The 22,788-nt window shown below is 64.2% G+C and carries 18 protein-coding genes and 1 pseudogene; 9 read left to right on the top strand and 10 right to left on the bottom strand.

Going from position 1 to position 22,788, the window contains the following annotated elements; translation table 11 throughout:
• Nucleotides 1–44 precede the first annotated feature (44 nt).
• Together ACV17W_RS20545 and ACV17W_RS20540 are read left to right on the top strand one after the other, a co-directional pair.
• Nucleotides 45–1,028: a Bug family tripartite tricarboxylate transporter substrate binding protein gene (locus ACV17W_RS20545; RefSeq protein ID WP_462594215.1), complete on the top strand. Its 984-nt coding sequence runs from the start codon at nucleotides 45–47 to the stop codon at nucleotides 1,026–1,028.
• 68 nt (nucleotides 1,029–1,096) lie between these two features.
• Nucleotides 1,097–1,882, top strand: coding sequence for a hydroxypyruvate isomerase family protein (locus ACV17W_RS20540; RefSeq protein ID WP_462594214.1), 786 nt, complete (start codon nucleotides 1,097–1,099; stop codon nucleotides 1,880–1,882).
• 38 nt (nucleotides 1,883–1,920) lie between these two features.
• Here the strand turns inward: ACV17W_RS20540 and ACV17W_RS20535 are convergent, their stop codons facing one another.
• Nucleotides 1,921–2,631 carry a glutathione S-transferase gene (locus ACV17W_RS20535; RefSeq protein WP_462594213.1) on the bottom strand — a complete coding sequence of 237 codons (711 nt, stop codon included), beginning with the start codon at nucleotides 2,629–2,631 and terminating at the stop codon, nucleotides 1,921–1,923.
• A gap of 222 nt (nucleotides 2,632–2,853) precedes the next feature.
• Between ACV17W_RS20535 and acnB the strand changes: the two genes are divergently transcribed.
• Nucleotides 2,854–5,445 carry a bifunctional aconitate hydratase 2/2-methylisocitrate dehydratase gene (acnB, locus tag ACV17W_RS20530; protein ID WP_462594212.1) on the top strand — a complete coding sequence of 864 codons (2,592 nt, stop codon included), beginning with the start codon at nucleotides 2,854–2,856 and terminating at the stop codon, nucleotides 5,443–5,445.
• A 256-nt stretch (nucleotides 5,446–5,701) separates the two neighbouring features.
• Nucleotides 5,702–7,894: a TonB-dependent receptor gene (locus ACV17W_RS20525; protein ID WP_462594211.1), complete on the top strand. Its 2,193-nt coding sequence runs from the start codon at nucleotides 5,702–5,704 to the stop codon at nucleotides 7,892–7,894.
• Nucleotides 7,895–7,902: 8 nt separating this feature from the next.
• On the opposite strand, the gene ACV17W_RS20520 is transcribed toward ACV17W_RS20525, so the two are convergent.
• The 3 genes and pseudogenes from ACV17W_RS20520 to ACV17W_RS20510 all read right to left on the bottom strand — a co-directional run.
• Nucleotides 7,903–8,778, bottom strand: coding sequence for an SMP-30/gluconolactonase/LRE family protein (locus tag ACV17W_RS20520; RefSeq protein ID WP_462594210.1), 876 nt, complete (start codon nucleotides 8,776–8,778; stop codon nucleotides 7,903–7,905).
• Nucleotides 8,779–8,819: 41 nt separating this feature from the next.
• Nucleotides 8,820–9,596: a 3-hydroxyacyl-CoA dehydrogenase gene (locus ACV17W_RS20515; RefSeq protein ID WP_462594209.1), complete on the bottom strand. Its 777-nt coding sequence runs from the start codon at nucleotides 9,594–9,596 to the stop codon at nucleotides 8,820–8,822.
• A 76-nt stretch (nucleotides 9,597–9,672) separates the two neighbouring features.
• A pseudogene (locus ACV17W_RS20510) lies at nucleotides 9,673–9,792 on the bottom strand (3-hydroxyacyl-CoA dehydrogenase NAD-binding domain-containing protein); the annotation flags it as partial.
• A gap of 160 nt (nucleotides 9,793–9,952) precedes the next feature.
• On the opposite strand from ACV17W_RS20510, the gene ACV17W_RS20505 reads away from it, so the two are divergent.
• Nucleotides 9,953–10,558 carry a transglycosylase SLT domain-containing protein gene (locus ACV17W_RS20505; protein WP_462594208.1) on the top strand — a complete coding sequence of 202 codons (606 nt, stop codon included), beginning with the start codon at nucleotides 9,953–9,955 and terminating at the stop codon, nucleotides 10,556–10,558.
• Between the two features lie 72 nt (nucleotides 10,559–10,630).
• A complete protein-coding gene (locus tag ACV17W_RS20500; protein ID WP_462594207.1) occupies nucleotides 10,631–14,200 on the top strand; it encodes an ABC transporter ATP-binding protein/permease in 3,570 nt (1,189 codons plus the stop codon).
• 92 nt (nucleotides 14,201–14,292) lie between these two features.
• Here the strand turns inward: ACV17W_RS20500 and ACV17W_RS20495 are convergent, their stop codons facing one another.
• Nucleotides 14,293–15,249, bottom strand: coding sequence for a LysR substrate-binding domain-containing protein (locus ACV17W_RS20495; RefSeq protein ID WP_462594206.1), 957 nt, complete (start codon nucleotides 15,247–15,249; stop codon nucleotides 14,293–14,295).
• A gap of 138 nt (nucleotides 15,250–15,387) precedes the next feature.
• On the opposite strand from ACV17W_RS20495, the gene ACV17W_RS20490 reads away from it, so the two are divergent.
• Together ACV17W_RS20490 and ACV17W_RS20485 are read left to right on the top strand one after the other, a co-directional pair.
• Nucleotides 15,388–16,047, top strand: a complete 660-nt coding sequence (locus ACV17W_RS20490; protein WP_462594205.1) for a Sua5/YciO/YrdC/YwlC family protein — start codon at nucleotides 15,388–15,390, stop codon at nucleotides 16,045–16,047.
• Nucleotides 16,048–16,106: 59 nt separating this feature from the next.
• Nucleotides 16,107–17,090 (top strand): Bug family tripartite tricarboxylate transporter substrate binding protein, encoded by a 984-nt coding sequence (locus tag ACV17W_RS20485; RefSeq protein WP_462594204.1) that lies wholly within the window; start codon nucleotides 16,107–16,109, stop codon nucleotides 17,088–17,090.
• A gap of 68 nt (nucleotides 17,091–17,158) precedes the next feature.
• On the opposite strand, the gene ACV17W_RS20480 is transcribed toward ACV17W_RS20485, so the two are convergent.
• The 5 genes from ACV17W_RS20480 to ACV17W_RS20460 are packed head-to-tail and all read right to left on the bottom strand — an operon-like array spanning nucleotide 17,159 to nucleotide 21,914.
• Entirely contained in the window at nucleotides 17,159–18,268 is a 1,110-nt protein-coding gene (locus tag ACV17W_RS20480) for a CaiB/BaiF CoA transferase family protein (protein ID WP_462594203.1), read from the bottom strand.
• Between the two features lie 7 nt (nucleotides 18,269–18,275).
• A complete protein-coding gene (locus ACV17W_RS20475) occupies nucleotides 18,276–19,463 on the bottom strand; it encodes a CaiB/BaiF CoA transferase family protein (RefSeq protein WP_462594202.1) in 1,188 nt (395 codons plus the stop codon).
• Nucleotides 19,460–19,960, bottom strand: a complete 501-nt coding sequence (locus tag ACV17W_RS20470) for a MaoC family dehydratase (protein ID WP_462594201.1) — start codon at nucleotides 19,958–19,960, stop codon at nucleotides 19,460–19,462. Before ACV17W_RS20470 ends, ACV17W_RS20475 begins: the two co-directional genes overlap by 4 nt.
• Complete coding sequence (locus ACV17W_RS20465; protein WP_462594200.1) at nucleotides 19,960–20,958, bottom strand: Bug family tripartite tricarboxylate transporter substrate binding protein; 999 nt, start codon at nucleotides 20,956–20,958, stop codon at nucleotides 19,960–19,962. The genes ACV17W_RS20470 and ACV17W_RS20465 overlap by 1 nt, the downstream gene beginning before the upstream one ends.
• 41 nt (nucleotides 20,959–20,999) lie before the next feature.
• Nucleotides 21,000–21,914: an SDR family NAD(P)-dependent oxidoreductase gene (locus ACV17W_RS20460; RefSeq protein WP_462596601.1), complete on the bottom strand. Its 915-nt coding sequence runs from the start codon at nucleotides 21,912–21,914 to the stop codon at nucleotides 21,000–21,002.
• A gap of 122 nt (nucleotides 21,915–22,036) precedes the next feature.
• Between ACV17W_RS20460 and ACV17W_RS20455 the strand changes: the two genes are divergently transcribed.
• Complete coding sequence (locus ACV17W_RS20455) at nucleotides 22,037–22,786, top strand: IclR family transcriptional regulator (protein ID WP_462594199.1); 750 nt, start codon at nucleotides 22,037–22,039, stop codon at nucleotides 22,784–22,786.
• The last annotated feature ends 2 nt before the right edge of the window (nucleotides 22,787–22,788 follow it).

Raw genomic sequence — 22,788 nt, 5'->3', positions numbered from 1 at the left:
TACGCCTGTTTGCTGATTTCATAATTAACGCTGGAGACACACAGATGCACACGTCCAAAATCATTCAATCCCTGGCCGCGCTGGGAGCCGCTGCAATGTTGCTGGGCGCTCCCGCCGCCGCGCGCGCCGACTACCCCGAGAGGCCGGTGACGTGGATCGTGCCCTTCCCTCCCGGTGGCGCCATGGACAACATCGCGCGCACCTTAGGCGAGGCAATGGGGCGCGATCTCGGCACGTCGTTCATCATCGAAAACCGGGCCGGCGCGGGCGGAAATATCGGATCGGCAGCCGTCGCGCGCGCGCGGCCCGATGGCTATACGATCCTGATCGCGGCCAATGGCATGGCGGTAAACCCCGCGCTGTATCCCAGCTTGAATTACGACCCGCACGGCGATTTCGCGCCGATCTCGCTGCTGGCCGTCGTGCCGAACGTGCTCGTCACCAACCCGCAGCGCACCGGCGCGACCCGTGTGTCGGACGTGATCGCCAATGCCAAGAACAAGCCGGGTCACTATACGTACGCGTCCGCTGGCGTGGGCACGTCCATCCACCTGGCGGGCGAGTTGTTCGCCTCCATGGCCGGCATCGACATGCTGCACGTACCTTACAAAGGCAGCGGCCCAGCGGTGGCAGACCTCCTGGGGGGGCAGGTCGATTTCATGTTCGACAGCATCACTTCGGCGCGCCCGCACATTCAATCCGGCAAGCTGACGGCCCTGGCGGTAACGACGGCAAAGCGCTCAGCCGCCCTGCCTGACGTGCCCACCGTGGCGGAGGCCGGCCTGCCCGATTATGCGCTGACGCCGTGGTTCGCCGCCTTTGCGCCGGCGGACACACCATCCGACATCGTCGCCAAGCTGAACGATTCGATGCGCAAGGCCCTGAATGATCCGAAAGTGCGGGCCACGCTGGACACCATCGGCGCAGAACCCATCGGCAGTTCGCCTGACGAGCTGAAGACGTATCTCGCCAAGGAAACTGAGCAGGGGAGAAAGCTGGTGCAAGACCGAAACATCCGGCTGCAATAGTTCTCGCGGGCCGCCGCCTACCGTTGACCCCCGATCTGTGGAAAACTTGCCTTTTCCCAGAGGCACACATGAAGCTGGCCGCCAATTTGTCGTTGCTGTACCCCGACCTGCCCCTCGCGCAACGCATGCAAGCAGCCGCGCGCGATGGTTTTGCCGGCGTCGAGATACTTTTTCCTTACGAGCATGCCGCGGCCGAACTGGCCGCCATGCTGAAAGAGAACTCGCTCTCGCTGGTGCTCGTCAACACGCCCCCCGGCCCGAATGGCGAAAAAGGCTTGGCATGCCTGCCGGGCCGCGAAACGGACTTCGATGCCGCGCTGGTGCGGGCACTCGATGTATGCCATGCGACCGGCTGCCGCAGCGTGCACGTCATGGCGGGGCACCCGCCCGCCGCGGCCACCCATGCCCAATGCGAGGCGACGCTGGTGGCAAACCTGCGGCGCGCCGCCCTTCGGGCCGCCGACCTTGGCGTCACGCTGACGCTCGAAGCATTGAACCGGCATGACATGCCGGGGTACTTCTATTACCTGCCCGAGCAGGCGGTCCGCATCATCGAGCAGGTGAACAGGCCAGAAGTGAGACTGCAGTTTGACTTCTATCACTGCCTGCGCGAGGGGCTGGACGTAGACCTCGCCCTGCGGCGCAGCCTGCCCCTGGTGCACCACGTTCAGTTTGCGCACCCCGAGGGCCGGCATGAGCCGGACCCGGTGGATCCGCAAGTCCAGCCCGCACTGCGCACGCTGGCAAGCGGTGGCTATGCGGGCTGGATCGGTTGCGAGTACCTGCCCCGGGCCGACACCCAGGCGGGCCTGGCATGGCGCGAACACTACTGGCGGATTATCGAGTGGCCCTGACGGCGCCCCACAGCCTAGCCGGCGGCCAGGCGCCCGGACTACGCGCCGTCCAGCTCCGGATAATGGCGAAAGATGCCATCGCCGAACGGCAGGCGGCGCCCACTGGCGAAATAGGCCTGCAGCGCGGGCAGCTTCGCCACCTTGCCATGCAGCTCCATGACCTTCGGATACTCGCGGCCTATGGTTGCCATGCGCCGTGGAAAGGCGAACAACAACCCGTCGACCAGATGGAACAACGACAGGTCGGCATACGACCAGCGGCGTCCTCCCGCCAGCCAATCGCCTCGTTCGCGCAGCACGCGTTCGAAGTAGGCCAGGAACTTCGGCATGCGTTCGGCCCGAAAATTGGCGGCGCGCCGCTCAGCCTCGGCCTGCTGGTTTTCGTAATAGTCGCTGGCCGCCACGGGATGATGCGTGTCGTGCGCTTCGGCCACCATATCGGCGATGGTCAATTGCAGCTGATTGACCCAATATCGCCCCGAGGCGCTGGCGGGCGCCAGTCCATGCTTGTCGCCCAGGTAGAGCAGGATGTTGGCGGTCTGGCTCAGAGTGAGCGGGCCCGCCACCAGGTAAGGCGGCGCAAAGGGGGGATGCTTGCGCGGCCCGTTCAGGTCGTCGGCCAGGTCCTGGGCCGTGGTGCCCGGGCGGCGCGCGCATTCGCGGTAAGGAATCGCGGCGGCTTCCAGCGCCAGCCGGACGAACTCGCCGCGGCCCGGAATGCCGTCCCAATACCACAGGTCGTAGGTCATGGGTTTGCTCCTGATTGCCAAGATGCCAGGGAGGCCAGCGCCACCGCGAGTGTGCTGGCATTCCTTGACCTTAACATTCCGGCCATCGTCCGCGGGACGTCTATCGCGTGCAAGCGAGGATCAAGTCTTATATAAGATATAAGACACTTGCCCGGTCACCCTCGAGCCTCTACAATCCACGCCACAACCCTCCTCGCAACCCCACTTTACGCAGGCCTCCCCATGCTGGAAACGTATCGCCAACACGTCGCCGAGCGCGCCGCGCTGGGTATCCCCCCGCTGCCCCTTTCGGCCCGACAGACCGCCGACCTGATCGAACTGCTGAAGAACCCGCCCGCGGGCGAAGCGGAATTCCTGCTGGACCTGCTCACGCATCGCGTGCCCGCCGGGGTCGATGACGCGGCCAAGGTCAAGGCTTCGTACCTGGCCGCGGTAGCGCTGGGCAAGGAATCCTGTGCGCTGATCAGCCGCGCCAAGGCCACCGAACTGCTGGGCACCATGCTGGGGGGCTACAACATTGGCGCGCTGATCGAACTGCTGGATGATGCCGAAGTGGGCACCATCGCCGCCGCCGGGCTCAAGAAGACCCTGCTGATGTTCGACGCGTTCCACGACGTGAAGGAAAAGGCCGACAAGGGCAACGCCAACGCGCGCAGCGTGCTGCAAAGCTGGGCCGACGCCGAATGGTTCACCAGCCGTCCCGAACTTCCCGCCAGCCTGACGATCACCGTTTTCAAGGTGCCGGGCGAAACGAACACCGACGATCTTTCGCCGGCCCCCGACGCCACCACGCGTCCCGACATTCCGCTGCACGCGCTGGCCATGCTGAAGAACAAGCGCGAAGGCGCCGCGTTCCAGCCCGAAGAAGACGGCAAGCGCGGCCCCGTAAAGTTCATTGAATCGCTCAAAGAAAAGGGTCACCTGGTCGCTTATGTGGGCGACGTGGTGGGCACCGGCTCGTCGCGCAAATCGGCCACGAACTCGGTACTGTGGTTCACCGGCGAAGACATCCCGTTCGTGCCCAACAAGCGGTTCGGCGGTGTCTGCCTGGGCGGCAAGATCGCGCCCATCTTCTACAACACCATGGAAGACGCTGGCGCGCTGCCCATCGAACTCGACGTGTCCAAGATGGAAATGGGCGACGTCATCGAACTGCGCCCCTATGAAGGCAAGGCCCTCAAGAACGGCGAAGTCATTTCCGAGTTCCAGGTCAAGTCCGATGTTCTGTTTGACGAAGTGCGCGCCGGTGGCCGCATTCCCCTGATCATCGGCCGCGGCCTGACGGCCAAGGCGCGCGAAGCGCTGGGCCTTCCGCCCTCTACCTTGTTCCGCCTGCCCAAGAACCCGGCCGACTCGGGCCGCGGCTATTCGCTTGCCCAGAAGATGGTTGGTCGTGCGTGCGGCCTGCCTGAAGGCCAGGGCGTGCGCCCGGGCACCTATTGCGAACCGCGCATGACCTCGGTGGGCAGCCAGGACACCACCGGCCCCATGACGCGCGACGAACTGAAAGACCTGGCCTGCCTGGGCTTTTCGGCCGACCTGGTCATGCAGTCGTTCTGCCATACCGCTGCCTATCCGAAGCCCGTTGATGTCAAGACCCACCATACCCTGCCGCAATTCATCAGCACGCGCGGCGGCATCTCGCTGCGCCCGGGCGACGGCGTCATCCACTCGTGGCTGAACCGCATGCTGTTGCCCGACACGGTGGGCACGGGCGGCGATTCGCACACGCGCTTCCCCATCGGCATTTCCTTCCCGGCCGGCTCAGGACTGGTGGCCTTCGCCGCCGCCACCGGCGTGATGCCTCTGGACATGCCGGAATCGGTGCTGGTGCGTTTCAAGGGCAAAATGCAGCCGGGCGTCACGCTGCGTGACCTGGTCAACGCCATTCCGCTGTACGCCATCAAGCAAGGCATGCTGACCGTGGCCAAGCAGGGCAAGAAGAACGTGTTCTCGGGCCGCATCCTGGAAATCGAAGGGCTGCCCGACCTCAAGGTCGAGCAGGCCTTCGAACTTTCCGATGCCTCGGCCGAACGCTCGGCTGCCGGTTGCACGGTGCGCTTGAACAAAGAGCCGATCATCGAGTACATCAACAGCAATATCGTGATGTTGAAGTGGATGATCGCCAACGGCTACGAAGATGAGCGCTCGCTGGGCCGCCGCATCAAGGCCATGGAAGCCTGGCTGGCCGACCCGAAACTGCTGGAACCCGATGCCGATGCCGAGTATGCCGCGGTTATCGAAATCGACCTGGCGGATATTCACGAACCCATCGTGGCCTGCCCGAATGATCCGGACGACGTCAAGACGCTGTCGGATGTGGCCGGCGCCAAGATCGACGAAGTGTTCATCGGCAGTTGCATGACGAACATCGGCCATTTCCGCGCGGCATCGAAGCTGCTGGAAGGCAAGCGCGACATCCCCGTCAAGCTGTGGGTGGCTCCGCCCACCAAGATGGACGCGCAGCAGCTCACCGAAGAAGGTCACTATGGTGTGTTCGGCACTGCGGGTGCCCGTACCGAAATGCCGGGGTGCTCGCTGTGCATGGGTAACCAGGCCCAGGTTCGCGAAGGCGCTACGGTCATGTCGACCAGCACGCGCAATTTCCCCAACCGCCTTGGCAAGAACACCAACGTGTATCTGGGGTCGGCGGAACTCGCTGCCATCTGCTCGCGGCTGGGCCGCATCCCCACCAAGGAAGAGTACATGGCCGATATGGGCGTCATCAACCAGAGCGGCGACCAGATCTACCAGTATCTGAACTTCGACAAAATCGCCGACTACAAGGATGTCGCCGACGTGATCGAGGTGTAAGCCGCGGCTTGCGGGTGGGTTCCGGCCCGCCCCTGACGTATGGGCACGGCCCCGGGTAACTCCGGGGCCGTTTTGTTTGCGCGGCTCGGCAATGCGGCCCGGAGCGCCCCGCCGAGGCGGATCTGTGTCCCCGCGGGCCCCCGCCAGCCCGCGCGGCGCCGGCGTCGCGACATGGCAGTGGAAAAAAGATTGCGTCCCGCCCTAGGCGTCAGGATAATACGAAGCATTCTTATTTCTAATCGCACGAAGATCCTCCATGCCCTCCGCCCCAATTCTCGCCGCGCCCGCTGCGCGGATAGCATTGCGCCCTCTGTCGCTGGCGCTTCGACTGACCTGGACCGCGGGACTGCTGGCCAGCGGCCCGGCGCTCTCGCAAACGGTGCAGGGCTCCATCACGACGCTCGAAACCACGACAGTCACCGGCGAGGCCAGCCTCTCGAATCCCACGCCGATTGAATACGCCGGCGGCCAAGTAGGCCGAGGAGGCCAGCTGGGCGTTCTGGGCAACATCGACAACATGGATGCGCCGTTCGTGGTGTCGAGCTACACGTCCCGGCTTATTGAAGACCAGCAGGCCCGCACCTTGGGCGACGTGGTCAAGAATGACGCGTCGGTGGTGGTGGGCAATGGATTCGGCAATTCGGCCGAGACGTTTTCCATACGCGGCTTCGCGCTTAACAATGACGACCTGTCGTTCAACGGCCTGTACGGCATCCTGCCGCGCCAGGTGTTGCCCACGCAAATGATCGAGCGGGTCGAGATCCTGAAGGGCGCCAATGCGTTTCTCAACGGCGCGGCGCCGGGCGGGTCGGGCCTGGGCGGATCCATCAACATCCAACCCAAGCGCGCAGGCGCCGACCCACTGACGCGCGCCACCCTCGACTACACCAGCGACTCGCAGGTCGGCGCAGGCGTGGATATCGCCCGGCGCTGGGGCGACAGCCAGCAGTACGGGATTCGCGTCAATGCGGCCCACCGGGACGGCGACAGCCCGGTCGACGATGCGGGTCAACGCATGACCGTGGGAACTGTGGGGCTGGATTATCTGGGCGAGCAGTTGCGCTTGTCGCTGGATGCCGGGTACCAGAAATACCGCTACTCGCAGCCCCGGCCTACGCTGGTGCCGCTGGGCAGCGACGTCCCATCACCTCCCTCGAACAGCATAAACTACGGCCAGCCCTGGAGCTACAGTGAACTGGAGAGCACGTTCGGCGTATTGCGCGCCGAGTATGACTTCTCAAGCGCGTTCATGGGCTACGCCGCCATTGGCACAAGCCACGACCGCGAGCATGGCGATTACGGCCAGCCGCGGGTCGACGGCGACGGCCTGGGAACCGTCAGCCGTCTCACCGTACCGTATACACGGGACACCGTCAGCGGCGAAATCGGCGTGCGCGGCAAGTTCGCCACCGGCCCGGTCGGGCACGTGGTGAACCTGGGCGTATCGCGCCTGCAGACACGCGTGCGCCAGGCCTGGGAAATGAGCGATGCTTACCCCATCGACATCTACGACCCCGTGTATTTCCCGCGTCCGGGCACGACAATGGCCAGCGGCGATCTGGACGACCCGCACGTCAGCAGCCGTACGTACCTGACCAGCGTCGCGTTGTCTGACCAGATGTCGTTCCTGGACGATCGCGTGCTGTTCACTGCCGGCGTGCGCCATCAGAATATCAAGGACAAGCTCTACACGACCGAGGGCGTACACGACACCACGTACGACAAATCGGTATGGACGCCGGCCTTTGGCCTGGTGGTGCGCCCCTGGGAGCAGGTTTCTTTCTATGTGAACCATATAGAAGGCTTGAGCCGGGGTGATACCGCGCCGATGACGGCCAGCAATTTTGGTGACACGCTGGCGCCGTACCGTACCAAGCAGACCGAAGCCGGCGTGAAACTGGACTTCGGCAGTGTTGGCGGCCACATCGGCGTCTTCCAGATCGAGAAGCCCGAGGCCTATACCAATTCGGATAATGTGTTCGAACTGGCGGGAGCCCAGCGCAACCGGGGCCTTGAAATGAGCGTGTACGGCGAACCCATGCCGGGCGTGCGGCTGCTGGGAGGCATCACGTTCATGGACCCCGAGCTGCGCGGCACGCCGGGCGCGCTCCAGGACGGCAACGACGCCATCGGCGTGCCGCGCTATCAAGCGGTGCTGGGCGCCGAATGGGACGTACCGGCTCTCACCGGCCTGACGCTACAGGCCTACGCGCAGCGACGCGGGTCGCAGTACGTGAACATCGACAACACCGCCAAGATTCCCGCATGGACGCGCATAGACCTGGGCGCCAGGTATGCCACCAAAATCGACGGGCGCAAGGTGGTATGGCGGCTCGGTGTCGACAACGTGACCGACAAGGAGTATTGGTCCAGCGTAGGCAACGATTTCGGCCAACTGACCCAGGGCATGGGGCGAGTCTACAAGCTGTCGATGTCGGTGGATTTCTGAGCGCGGGCCTAGCCGGCAAAGCGCCTTTCAGGAACGCCCCGCACGCCCAGCCCGTAAACGGCGAACACGCTGCCGCGCGCCACGCCGTCCGGCCGCGACGGCGGGTTCGCGGGGCGGCCCATTGACGTCACGAACAACACGTCGAGATCGGGGCCTCCCAGCATGACGCTGGTCACGGCTTGCACCGGCATGTCGATGACCCGGTCGAGCGAACCATCGGGTGCATAGCGCACCACCTGTCCGCCAAACACGCGGGCATTCCACAGGCCGCCTTCGGCGTCGACCGTGGATCCGTCGGGCGCGCCCGCATCGCACGGGCCGGCCGGCACGTGGACTCGCCGGTTCGAGATCGCGCCCGTGCCCGGATGATAGTCGTACGCGCGGATCTCGCCGCGGGCGCTGTCGTTGATGTAGAACGTCTTCCCGTCCGGACTCCAGCAGGGGCCATTAGAAACCACCAGCCCGCTTTCCAGGGCCCGCACCGTCAGATCGGTGTCGAGCCGGTACAGGGAGCCGCTGGGCTGCGCTTCGCCGACGTCCATGCTGCCGGCCACGAAACGCCCCTGCCGGTCGACCTTGCCGTCGTTCAGCCGGGTGGAGCGCACGCCGGGCTCCGGATCGGCGATGAACGCGATCTCGCCGGTAGCGAAATCCAGGAAGTGAAAGCCATTAGCCAACGCCAGCACCGCCCCTCCCCGCTCGCGCAAAGCCATCGAACCTATATGCTGTGGAGCCTGCCAGGCACGCACCTCGCGCCCTTCGACAGTGCAGCGGAAAACGCGTCCGTCCGGCCCGTCGATCCAGTAGAGACGCTGTTCATCCACGTCCCAGAGCGGGCCTTCACCCAGGGTCGTCTTGACGTCGACGAGCACTTCTATGCGCATGGCGGTTCCTGGCAGGTGGGTAATGGCGGCGTTCCGACCATCTATCGCTCGGACCCGGGCGGTACTTCCGGGGCGGGCTCATCACGGCTGGCCTGCTTGTGCGCCGCCAGGGCCATCAATTGCCGATCGCGCCAGAGCTGGCGTTCGGCCAAGCCCTCGGCCGGCAGGTGCTGGCGGCGCTCTGCTTCAATGCGGTCCATGAGCGGACCGCCCCAGGGCACGCGGCGCTGCATCTGTTCGAACAGGCCCGCGTACATCGATTCGTATCGCCCGGCGTAGTCGCGCACGCCTCCCGGCGCATTGAGATCGATGGTTTCGAAGGGGCCCATGAATGCCCAACGCAGCGCCAGACCCTCGCGCAGGCCGATGTCGACGTCCTCTACACCCGCATAACCATCGTCCACCAGACGGAATGCTTCCTGCAGCAATGCGCCCTGAAGCCGGTTCATCACGAAGCCGTCGATCTCGCGCTGCATCACGATGGGCACCTGTCCCGCGTCGGCCAGGATCTGGCGCGCGCGTTCCATGGCTTGCGGCGCCGTCCAGGGAGCGGGCACGAGTTCTACGGCGGGCACCAGGTAGGGCGGATTGATGGGATGAGCCACGAGACAACGCTCGCGTCCCGCCACATGCTCGGTGAACCGCGATGGCAGCAGCGCCGACGTGGAGCTGGCGAGTATGGCGTCGGCCGGCGCCAGCCGGTCGAGCGTTGCATAGACCTGCCGCTTGCTTTCCAGCATTTCGGGCGTGCTTTCCTGCACATAGCCGGCATCGGACACGGCGCCTTCGATGTCGGTGGCAACCTGCAGCCGCGCCAATACATCGGCGGGGGGCCTGCCCCCCGAGCAGTCCCTGGTGTTGCAGATCGGGAAGCACCTGGGCTGCGAAACGCAGGGCCCGGCCCGGCTGCTCGGGATCGGCGTCCCAAAGAGCCACCTGGTGACCGGCGCGGGCGTACACAATGGCCCAGGCCCGACCCACCAGCCCGGCTCCGACAATGGCGACCTTCAACATAGGGACTCCTCAGGTGAACAAGCATCTTGGGGCACGCCGCGGCCGGCGTCTTCTGCATTATGGTCCAGCCGTTGCAGCCTGCACAGTGCCCGGCCTGCCATTGCAGCAGCGGCCGCCCGCTGCGCTTAGAATGCCGCAATCGATCAATTAGGATGAGGCGATGCGATACGGGCTGCCCCTGCTGACCCTGCTGCTGGTGCTGACTGGCTGCGCCACCACTCCGCCCAGGAACCCGGATAATCTTTGCGCCATTTTTCGCGAGAAACCCGACTGGCACGACGCCGCCATCAAAGTGCGCGACAAGTGGGGAGTTCCCGTGCAGGTGCCCTTCGCGATGATGTACCAGGAATCGAGCTTCAAACACGACGCGGTGCCACCCCGTTACTACTTCCTGGGTTTCATACCGTGGGGCCGCGTGAGCTCGGCGTACGGGTATGCGCAGGCCAAGGACGAAACCTGGGCCGATTACAAGCGGGAAGCGGGCGGCTGGACCGCCAGCCGCGACAACCTCGGCGATGCGCTGGATTTCATGGGCTGGTACATGAGCAAGACACAGCGCATCAACGGCGTGTCGAAGTGGGACGCCTATGGTCAATACCTGAACTACCACGAAGGCTGGACGGGCTACCGGAATCGCAGCTACGAGCGCAAAGCCTGGCTCAAGCGGGTGGCTCAGCAGGTACAGCTGCGCGCCGAGACTTTCGGATCGCAATACCGTTCATGCGAGAAAGAACTCAACCGGGGCGGGTGGTTCGGGTTGTTCTGATTCGCGGCCGGCTTGCGCCTTCCCGCCCGGCGGGCTGGCTGGGCTATCCTCTCGGCAACACGGCGAGGCAATATGTATTTCGACAAGACACTCTGGGCGATGACGAGCGGCGTCCGGCTGCGTATGCTGGCCTGCGCGCTGCTGGGGCTCATGGGCCTGGCCGCCGGCATCGCGCGCTTCATATTCCTGGCGCAATTCCTGGCGGGCCTGTTCGCGGGGGCCAGCGGGCCCGACCTGTGGGCGCCGTTGATCGGCGCGGCCCTGGCCATCTTGCTGCGCGGCGGTTTCGAACATGCGTTGAACTGCCTGGCCAATCGCAATGCCGCGCGCATCCAGAACAATCTGCGGGCGCGGCTCTACGACAAGATCGTCGAGCTGGGACCGGCCTGGTTTGGCGGCCAGCGCACGGGCGGCGTGATGCTGGCCGTGATCGACGGGGTGGAACAGCTGCAGAGCTTCTTCGGCCGCTACCTGCCCCAGCTGTTCATTGCCGCCTGCGCCCCCGTCGTGATATTTGCCTTTATCGCATGGTGGGACTGGCCCGTGGCGCTGGTGCTGATGGCCGCCGCCCTGCTCACCCTGATCCTGCCCCTGCTCGCGCATCGCAGTCATAAAGACGCGTCGCGGCGTCGCGCGCAGGCGTTCAAGGCCTTCGGGGAAGAATTTCTCGATGCCATGCAAGGACTGCCCACGCTCAAGGCTTTTGGCCAGAGCCGCGCATGGGGGGATCGCCTGGCCGAACGCGCGCGCGCCTTGTCGGACAACAGCTTCACGGTGCTGGGACGCGAGGTCTCGGCGCGCTTTGCCACCGATATCGGCATCACGGTCGGCGCCGCCTCGGCGCTGGCGCTGGGCGCCTGGCGGGTGGCGCAGGGCGAAATGAGCCTGGCTGCCCTGCTGGTGGTGCTGATGGCGGGAACCGAAATCTTCCGGCCGCTGCGCGACCTGCGCGCCGTGCTGCATCATGGCCTCATGGGGCAATCGGCCGCGGCCAGCGTGCGCGCCCTGCTCGAGGCGACCAGCGCTGCGCCGCGAGGCACAGGCCGCGCCGCGCCTTCGGCCTCGGAGGGCGGTCTGGCCATCGGATTCCACGACGTGGCGTTCTCGTATCCTGGCGGACGCCAGCAGACGCATCATGGCCTGAGCTTCGAGATACAGCCGGGAGAGCGCGTCGGCATTGTCGGCCCGAGCGGCTCGGGCAAGTCGACGCTGGTGCGACTGCTGCTGCGCCTGCATGATCCTCAATCGGGCTCGATCAGCATGGGCGGACACGACCTGCGCGCGCTCGACCCGGAAACCGTGCGCGCGCGCATATCGCTGGTGGCGCAGGACAGCACCCTTTTCCACGGTACGGTGGAAGAGAATCTCCTGCTGGCTCGTCCCGATGCCACGCCCGCGCAGTTGCTGGCCGCCGCGATCGCGGCCAATGCCCATGAGTTCATCATGGCGCTGCCGCAGGGCTATCAGACCCTGCTGGGCGAACGGGGCCTGCAGCTGTCCGGCGGCCAGCGTCAACGACTCGCGATCGCCCGTGCGTTGTTGCGCGACACGCCGATTCTGATCCTGGACGAAGCCCTTTCGTCGGTGGATGCCGAAAATGAAGCCGAGATCCAGCAGGCGCTGGACCGCCTGAGCAAGGGCCGCACGACCCTGGTACTGGCACATCGCCTGTCTAGCGTGGTCAATGCCGACCGGATTCTCGTGCTGGACGGGGGCCGGGTCGCAGAAAGCGGTACGCACGCCACGCTGATGGCCGGTGACACCTTGTACCGGCGCCTGATGGGTGGCCAGCATGACGCGCATCAGGTGATGCCGCCGGCCGCCGGCGACGGCCAGGCCCCACTGCGGGGTGTCGATGAGCAGGGGCCCGCACCGGTGGCACTCGAGGTGGAAGCGCGTCAGATCGGCACCGCGCAGGTAGTGCAGACGCTGATGCAGGTGATCCGGCCCTGGAGGCGCCAGTTTGCTGTCACCGTCGCCAGCGGCATTGGGCGCGTGGCGGCCTTCATCGCCGTTTCGGCACTGGGTGCAATGGTGATCGCACGCCTGAAGAACGGCGACTCCTTCGATGGCTTGCTGGCTGCCTTGTTCATCATGGCCGTCGCTGCCGCCGCGCTGCATTGGCTCGAATCGTGGCTGGCACACTCCATTGCCTATCAGTTGCTGGCCGAGATGCGAATTGCGCTGTACCGGAAGCTGGAAGCGCTGGCCCCATCCTACCTGCTGCGGCGGCGATCGGGCGACCTCGTAGGCCTGGCCACCCAGGACGTCGAGACCATCGAATATTTCTTTGCCCATACCGTGGCTCCCGCGGTGGTGGCGGTGCTGGTGCCCGCCGTGGTGCTGCTGGTGCTGGGATCGGCTGCGTGGCCGCTGGTGCCGGCCCTGCTGCCGTTCCTGTTGTGGGCGGGCGCTTCGCCCTGGATGAGCCGGGCGCGCGTGGACGCGCAAGGCAGCCGTGCCCGTCAGGCGCTGGGGCTGCTGGGCGCACACCTCTCCGAAACCATACAGGGCCTGTCCGACCTGGTGGCCTTCTCGGCTGCCGAGCGCCGGCGCAAGGCCTTCCTGCAAATCGCTCACGACTATCAGCGGGTGCGGCTCGCCTTGTTGGCAGACCTGTCCCGGCAATCCGCCCTGCTCGAGATCGCAACCGGCCTGGGCGGTCTGGCCGTGGCCGCCGTCGGCGCCTGGTGGGTCGCCCGCGGAGAATTGGCGGCCGGCACGCTGCCGCTCCTGGTGCTGCTGGCCGTAGCGGCCTTCCTGCCCGTTTCGGAGATTGCCCAGGTCAGCCGTCAGCTGGCCGACACGCTGGCATCGACCCGGCGCCTGCGAGCCATCCACGATGAACCTGTGCCCGTCACAGACGGCACGCTCGCGCCGCCGCTGGGCTCCGCGGGCCTGCCCCTGGCGTTTGATGGCGTCACCTTCACCTACCCATCGCGCGCACAGCCCGCGCTTCGCGACGTGACGCTGAACCTGCCGGCGGGCGCAACGCTGGCTCTCGTGGGCCCGTCCGGCGCAGGCAAGAGCACCCTCGCGAGCCTGCTGCTGCGCTTCTGGGACCCCGAACACGGCTCGGTGCGCATCGACGGCGTACGCCTTCCCGATTACACGCTCGACGCACTGTATCGCCGCATCGCGCTGGTGGCGCAAGACACGTGGCTGTTGAACGGCTCGCTGGAAGACAACATCCGCCTGGCCAGGCCGGATGCCAGCGCGGCGGATCTGCACCAGGCCATCAGTCGCGCGGCGCTGGCCGATTTCGTGGCTGCGTTGCCCGATGGCTTGCGCACGCAAGTGGGCGAACGTGGCGTCGCCCTGTCCGGCGGGCAGCGGCAACGCATCGCCATCGCGCGTGCGTTCTTGCGCGACGCACCGATTCTGATACTGGATGAGGCCACTTCGCACCTGGACGCCATCAGCGAGGCTCAGGTACACCAGGCGCTGGCCGAGCTGATGCGGCACCGCACCACCCTGATCATCGCCCATCGGCTTTCCACCATACGGCAGGCCGACACGATCGCCGTCGTGGATTCAGGGCGCATCGTCGAAGCAGGCACGCACGAAGAACTCTTGCAACGCGCGGGCGCCTACGCGCACCTGGTCAACCGCCAGATGATGGCGGCCCGCCAAGTCGCGTGAACCGACCGATGCGGCAACGAGCGCACGCGCACACGCCGCATGGCCGTGCTCAGGTGGAGCCCACGGCGCACAACCTCATATGGCGTGTTCGTTCAAGATCGCGCCGACCGGCCTGGTCTGGGTTTCTTGCGCGCGAGCGTTTGTGCAGGCCCTTCCCATGATGCGATGATCTCTTCGATGACTTCCATCACGCCTTGCGCTGCGGGTGAGGGAGATCGATCGCGCTTGCGATAAATGCCGATGGTGCGGCTCAATCGTGGCTTGATCAAAGGCACGGAAACCAGAAGTGGATGATTGCTCACCGGCAGGGCAATTGAGGGCAGGATGCTGACTCCCAAGCCAGCCTCGAGCATCCCGTGCACGGTCGACAGATGAGACACAGGCGTAGCATTCGCGAAATTCACGCGTTGACGCAGCAGTTCCTGCCGGACAATGCGGTGCACGCCACTGGTGGTGGACAGCTCCACCACGCGTTCATTTGCGAGATCTTTCCAGGTAACGCTGGTCTGATGGGCGATGCGGTGTGATCGGTGACAGACCACAAAGCAGGGGTCGTCGAGGCACGGCTCAAACAGGACGTCGTCATCAAGCCGCTCTGGCTCAACGGTAAGCGCGAAATCGGCCTCGCCGGAACGCACGGATTGCAATACCCGCGTTGCCACGTCGTCCCGGACTTCCAGCTCGACGGCCGGGTATTTTTCCGCGCACATCAGCATGACTCGCGACATCAACCGTCCGGCCACGGACGACACCGTCGATACCACCACGTGTCCACGCCGCGACTCCACCTGGCTTTTGGTATTCAGCAGCAGGCGATCGATATCGTCAAGAATGCGTGAGGCACCCTGCAAGAACGTCGCCGCCGCTTCCGTCGGCACAACCGTGCGCGAGGTGCGATCGAACAGAACCATGCCCAGCGCGTCCTCCAGGTCGGCGATGGTGCTCGACAGCGCCGGTTGCGATACGTGTACCTCGGCAGCAGCTCGACGAAAGTTCAGATGCTTGGCGATAGCTACCGCGGCGCGCAATTGGCGTAAGGTCACATTCATACAGATTATGAATCGCTGTATAAGAATAATCGAATTGTCTTATTGATAGGCTGATCTTACGCTGTGTGCATTCCCAGAACAACAGGACGTGAGGAGCCCATGTCTGTATTGAACTTTTCGACTGACGCACGACGCACGATGGATGCGCTGAAAAGCGGGGGCATCGTGGTGTTTCCCAATGATGTCGGCTACACCATCGCAGGTGGGTCCGCGGCGTCGCTAAAACGAATCTTCGAGGCCAAGATGCGCGCCCCGACCAAGCTCAACGCCATGGTCGGCGATCTGGAAACCCACCGCGAGCTGCATGTTCTGGATACCCGGAGCCGCGAAATGGTTTCTGCCATCGTCGAGGATTACGACCTGCCGCTCGGTTGTATTGCGCCCTACCGCAACGATCACCCCTTGATTCAGGCGCTCGATCCGGCAGCCGTCACGGGCAGTACGCGGGATGGCACTCTGGCGATGCTGCTCAACGCTGGGCATTTTCATGCAGCCATCTGCAAGCTGAGTCGGGAAGAGAACTTTCCCATTTTCGGCTCATCATGCAATTTCACGAATACGGGCACGAAATTCCGCGTGGAAGACATTCCCGCCGGGCTGCTGGCCCTGGCGGATGTAGTCGTTGATTATGGCTTGCGCAAGTACCATTTGTATCAGCGCTCCGCCACACTCATCAACTTCGAAACGATGGAAGTGGTCCGGGTGGGCTCGTGCTATGAGCTCATCGCCGATGTCCTTCGGCGCCACTTCAAGGTTGAACTGCCCACGGCCGAAACTGCGCTGCCGGCGGCCGTTTAGAACGATCGCCGCACGAGCGATCAAAAAAATACAAGAACACAAAGTGTTGGAGACATATCATGCGCAAAATTTCACGGCTCACTGCAGGTGTGCTTGTTGCTCTTGGCCTGTTGCCCGGCCCGTGGGCAGCGGCCAACGCCCGTGGCTTTCCCGATAAACCCATAACGCTGGTCGTGCCGTTCTCGCCGGGTGGCGGGACGGACATCCTGGCGCGCACGGTCGCGCCCAAGGTGGCTGAAGTGCTGGGCGAGTCCATAATCATTGAAAACCGCGGCGGCGCAGGCGGCAACATCGGCGCCAACAGGGTGGCTTCGGCGCAACCGGATGGCTACACCATTCTGTTCGGCTCCAACACCTTGTCCATTAATGCGACGTGGTACGAGTCGCTGCCCTTCGATACTGTCAAGGATTTCACTGCCATCGGCGTCGTCGCGACCGCACCGCTCATTCTGGTGGTGAACCCTCAAACCGGCATCGAGTCCGTGTCTGACCTGGTACAAAAGGCGAAGTCTCAGCCCGGCACGCTGAATTGGAGCACGCCGGGCGCGGGTACGCCGCACCATCTGGCGATGGCTCTGTTCAATCAAGTCACCGGTGCAAACCTGCCACAGGTGCAATACAAAGGCGGCGGGCCAGCCATTACAGATTTGGTCGGCAATCACACGCAGGCAAGCGTGCTGACCTTGGCGTCCGTATCGTCTTATATAAATGCCGGCAAGCTGAAGCCGCTGGGCCTGGCCACCAAGAAGCGCAGCGACCTGATGCCTGAAGTGCCGACGATCGCCGAGGCAGGCGTGCCGGGTTATTCCGCGAGCCTCTGGTATGGATTGTTCGCCCCGGCGGGCACGCCGCCGGATGTGATCAAGACGCTCAACGAGGCACTCAACAAGGCGCTTGAAGCTCCTGATACGCGGCAAACCCTCAAACAGCAGGGTTACGAAACCCGTCCCGGCTCACCCGAGGCGCTGCACAAGCTGCTGGTTGACGATCTGGAATCCAGCGCCCGCACGATTGCGGACGCCAATATTCCCAAGATGAATTGAACGGCTTCTCAGTTGAATGACCCGACCCATGTTGCAACGGTAGCGCGCCCGCACACGCCGCATAGGGGTCAGGAGTCGAGCCAGCGGCGTACAACCTCGTCAATGGGGGAAGCGGAAGCGGCGGGAGGCCCCTGTATGCGCGACGGGGTGCGCGAAAAGCGTGGCGCCGGCGCGGGTTGGCGGATCCCATCCACGTCGACAAACGCCTGGCGCGCCACATTGTGGGGATGACTGGCCGCTTCGGCGAGTGGCAGCACAGGCGCAAAGCAGGCGTCCGTGCCTTCAAGCCGGCTTATCCAGTCGGCCTGAGTGCGCGACATGAACAGGCGCGCGAGTTCCGCACGCAGCATTGGCCACCGGGCCGGATCGTGCTGCGCGTCGTGCAGTTCCTCGGGCAGATCCGCGCGGCGGCAGAACTCCTTGTAGAACTGCGGCTCTATCGGTCCCATGGAAACATACTTGCCGTCGGCCGTCGCATACACCCCATAATACGGGTGGCCGCCGTCGAGCAAGTTATGCCCGCGCGGCTCATTGAATGCCCCGCGCAGGGCGCGCCCCACGTGGTGGGCCATCAGGTTGATCACGCCGTCCGTGATGGCGCTGTCCACGACCTGCCCGCGCCCGGAACGGCGCGCCTCGAACAACGCTGCCAGGATGCCCATCACGAGGTATAGGCTACCTCCGCCGTAATCGCCCACGAGGTTCAGCGGCGTTACCGGGCCACTGTCTGCGGTACCGAAGGCGGCGAGCGCGCCGGTAATGGCAATGTAGTTGATGTCGTGACCAGCGGCATGAGACAAGGGGCCATCCTGCCCCCATCCCGTGACTCGGCCATAGACCAGGCGCGGGTTGATCTTGAGAAGCTCGTCGGGGCCCAACCCCAGGCGCTCCATGACGCCCGGCCGAAAGCCCTCGACAAGCACGTCCGCGCACTGCAACAGGCTCAGCACGCCTTCGCGCGCTTGCGCATTTTTTAAGTCGGCGCAGACGACGGTGCGTCCTCGTGAGGCGATCTGCGTGCGATCGCCCAGGGCGCGCCCGGGCCGTTCGACTGTGACTACGTCGGCTCCCATATCCGAGAGCAGCATGCCAGCGAAGGGGCCTGGCCCGATGCCTGCAAATTCGACGACCCGCAGCCCCGCGAGCGGGCCGCTGCCTGCCTTTGCATCCGTTGCCATCGGCCCGCTACCCCTCGGAGCGCGGCGGTTGCAGCAACTCGTCGCTGTGCGCGCCCAGGGGAGGCGCGGGCCGCCGCAACGACCCCGGGGTGCGAGACATCCTGACCGGGATATCCATGAGTCGCACAGTACCCTCGGTCGGGTGCTCCATGGTCTTGAAGAAATTCACGGCCTCGAGGTGAGGATCGTCGAGCACGTCTTGCAGTGAATTCACGCGCGCCACCGGAATGTCGTGCTCATCCAGCAGGCGGATCCATTCGTCGGTGGTCTTGGTCGCCACGATCTCTATCAGTTCACCGTATAGCGCTTCGAAGTTGCGGTTGCGTGCCGTGGTGGTGGCGAAAGCCGGATTGGCGATGAGGTCGTCGCGGTCGGCCATCTGGAAGAAACGCACCCAATGGGCATCGGTATAGGGCAGAATGCTGATGTACCCATCACGCGTGCGATAGGGTTTTCTATTGCTGGTGAGAATGCGTTCGTAACCCATGCCCGCGATGGCGGGTACGTAGCTTTCGCCGCTCAGGTGTTCTATCAGCGTAAACGACACCAGCGTTTCAAACATGGGCACCTCGATGGCCTGCCCCAGGCCGGACTTTTCCCTTTCATACAGGGCCATGGGAATTGCATAGGCGATGGTCAGGCCCGTGACCTTGTCCGCGATCAGCGTGCGCATGTAGGCGGGCCCTTCTTCTTTTCCCATGCCCTGCAGCGCCGCCAGCCCGCTGTAGGCCTGGATGATGTCATCGAACGCCGGTTTGCCCGCGTAAGGGCCCGCCTGGCCGAATCCCACCGCGGCGCAGTAGATCAGGCGAGGATTCAATGCATGCAGCGCGTCGTAGTCCAGCCCGAGCTTTGCCAGGGCCTGAGGCCTGATATTGGAAATGAAGACGTCGCTGTCCTTGATGAGCGCCAGCAAGGCATCACGGCCGCTGTCCTGTTTGATGTCCAGGCAAACGCTGCGCTTGTTGCGGTTGAAATTCATGAAAGGAGCGCCCATCCGCGGCGACCGGGTGGGCAGCGCGTGGCGGAAGATATCGCCCTCGGGGGGTTCCACCTTGATCACTTCCGCCCCCATGTCGCCGAATATCTGGGTAGCGTAGGGCCCCATGCCCACGGTGGTCAGGTCGATGACCTTTACACCACTGAGAGGGCCATTGTTGTGCTGCGGCTGCGCGCCATGCGTCGCGTTTTTCATGGGTGCGAGTTTCCTTGCTGGGATTCAGATTCGGACTGCTTCATCAATACTTTGGCCTGATAGCTCAGCACCACCTCGCCTCGCTGGTTGAGCACGCTGACGCCCACCGACAGCACGCCGCAGCCCGGCTTGCGCGAGGGCCGCTTGTCTTGGATGGACACTTGCGCGTGCAGCGTGTCGCCAGGCGCCACAGGCCTGGCGAACACAAAAGAGTCCATGCCCAGCCCCGCCAGCACATGGCCGCCCAGGATGCTTTCGAGCATGCCCGCCGAAACGGCGGCCGTGAGAAATCCCGGCGCGATGGGCGAGCCGTACGGACCATCGCGCCTGGCGAACTCGTGATCGATAAAGATGGGCAGGCTCAAGCCCGCGAATGCCGTAAAGCCAACCAGGTGGGCCTCAGTCACGGTACGGGCGTAGCTGACATGCACGTCGCCCACCTCGAACTCATCGAGGTATGGCGACCGGACATGAACGAATCGCGTGGAGTCCGACATCACTTGATCTGCAGGGCCTTGGTGATTTGCTGGATACGCTCGCGCTCTGCCTGCAGTTGCTCGGTGAACTCTGCGTTGCTGGGGTTGACCGGCTCGGCTCCGAGGCTGATGAGACGCTCGCTCACTTCCTTGGATCCCATGGCGTTCAACACGAGCTCGCGCAGCCGCTCGACGATTGCAGGCGGCGTGCCCGCGCGGGCCACGAATCCGTACCAGAGAGGTGTGGCGATGTAGCCCTCAGGATTGCCCAGGGCTTCCGGCACGGTCGGTACTTGCGGCATGGCGTTCGAACGCTGTCCCGAGAACAGCCCCAGCACGCGTATGCGCCCTGAACTGGCCTGCGACAATGCCAGGGGCATCGCTGCGGGATAGAGCGCGATATTGCCGCTCATGACGTCCGTGAGCGCCTGCGCTGAGCTCTTGTAGGGAATCTCCACCATGTCGATCCCGGCAACGCTCTTGAGAATCTCCATTTCGATCTGGCTCGGCGTCCCCGCCCCGGAGGAGGCGAAACTGAGTTTGCCCGGGTTCTTCTTGGCATAGGCGACCAGATCGGGCAGCGTCTCGATGCCCAGGCCCGCATGAACCGTCAAGGCGATCGGCACCGTGGCGACCTTTGCTATGGGCACAAAATCTTGCAGCGGATCGTAAGGCGGGTTCTGGTCGGTGCTTGCCGCAATGACAAACGGGTTCGCGACCATCAGCATGGTGTAGCCGTCGGCGGGAGCGCGCGCCACGGCTACCGTACCGATCGCGCCGCTGGCGCCCAATTTGTTTTCGATCACCACCGGCTGCCCCGTCTCCTGACCGATACGCTCGCCTACGGTGCGGGCGAACACATCACTGCCCGTGCCGGGTGAGAACGGCACCACGATCTTGATCGGCTGACGCGGAAATGAGTCAGACTGGGCCGCCTGTGCAGTCATTGCGGCAGCGAGGCCGAGGGCTGCCGCCGCGGCAGCCAGTACCCTGGGGGCAAACGGTCGTGTGGATGTCATGGTTGTCTCCTTGTTTATTTGTAGTGGGCGTGCGGCGCACGCTAGATCGGGTCCCAGTCGAACACGTCCTGAGTCCGATCCAATGGATAGAAACTCTTGCGCAGGGCGGGCATGGCGTGCGCGGCGATGCTGTCGGCCGTCCAGCCCGCCGATTCGTGCACCGAGCGCAAGGGCCGGCTCTGGCTCATCAGGAAGATCTCATTGGCACGCACCGTGAAGATCTGTCCGGTGACCTCCGCGCTGGCTTCACTGCCCAGGAACCGCGCCAGCGGCGCGATCTTGCGCGTTTCCATGACTTTGAGGCGCTCGACGCGCTCCTGCTGATCCGCGGTGTCCGTCGGTATGCTGCCGATCAGGCGGCTCCAGGCAAACGGCGAAATGCAGTTCGACCGCACGCCGTATTTGTGCATGTCCAACGCCATTGATTTCGAGAGCGCGATGATGCCGGCCTTGGCAGCAGAATAGTTGGCCTGGCCAAAATTGCCGATCATGCCCGCCGTGGACGTCATGTTGATGTAGCTGCCGCCGTTCTGCTTCCTGAAATAGGGAGCCGCCGCGCGCGAACAATAGAACGTGCCGTTCAGATGCACATCGACCACTGCGCGCCATTCTTCAATGTCCATATTGAAGAAGAACCGATCGCGCAGAAAGCCGGCATTGTTCACCACGATGTCGATGCGCCCAAAACTGTCGAGCGCGCATTCAATGATGCGGCTTGCCGATGGCCACTCCGCAACGCTGTCTGCATTGGCGACCGCCATGCCACCGAGTTCGTTGATCTCCTGCACCACGGCGCGCGCCGGATCGGCATTCCTGCCCTCGCCTTTCGCGGAAGTCCCTAGATCGTTGACGACGACCCGAGCGCCGGCACCTGCCATTTCCAGGGCGATATCACGGCCTATGCCATTTCCCGCCCCGGTGATCACGGCAACTTTGTTGTCCAACCTGGTGTTCAATCCTGTCTCCTTGATGATTACCCCTGCCCCTATCGGCAGCGGACCTGTTCTAGAATTCAGCCTGGTGATCGCGATGGAATCTGTTGCGCTCGTCGCTGCATAGCCTCTTTTTTGTGTGCCCCATGACGACAACCAAACGCGTAAAAGCGGCCGATCGCACGCTCGATTTGTTCGAGGCATTCGCCCGCAGCAAGCGCCCGTTGACCCTGTCGGAAGTCTCCAAAGCGATCGACATGCCGGTCAGCAGCTGCCATGTCCTGCTCCGGACCCTCACTTCGCGCGGCTATGTCACCACGTTCGACCAACAGCGCCTCTACTATCCAAGCAAGCTGCTGTCCGAACTTTCCGGCACGCTGCTGGCCAACAACCCGGTCCTCGCGATCATTTCTCCCCTGCTCCAGGCGCTGCGCGACCATTGCGGTGAAACCGTCGTGCTGGGCAAGCGCCTGGGTAACCAGGTCATCTACCTGGACGTCTACGAGACGCCCAAGACCATCCGTTTCAGCGCACGCGTAAGCACCTTGCGCGACCTCCATTCCAGTGCCCTGGGCAAGGCGTTGCTTGAACAGATGCCCGAGGCTGAGCGCGTGGCGTTTGTCGCCGGCCTGAACTTGCAGCCGATCACCGGCCATACTCTTACCGACGCTGCATCGCTGCTGACCAATATTCGCGAAGGCCTGGACCGCGGCTGGCAGCTCACCGACGGCGAAAGCGTGGACGACGTCATGGCCGTTGCCCGCGGTGTGTCGCTGGCCAGCGAACCTTACGCCGTGGCGATCGCCGGGCCCCTGGCGCGCGTGCAGCCGCGTCTTCATGAGCATGCGCACGCGCTTCTCGCAACCTTGCATAATCTGCGGGCAGAGGCCGGCTGAGC

This window comes from Bordetella sp. MIP270_01_BMS, assembly GCF_054958705.1.
Note: the sequence above shows the minus strand (reverse complement) of the source record. Positions and strands in the feature narration are given on the sequence as shown.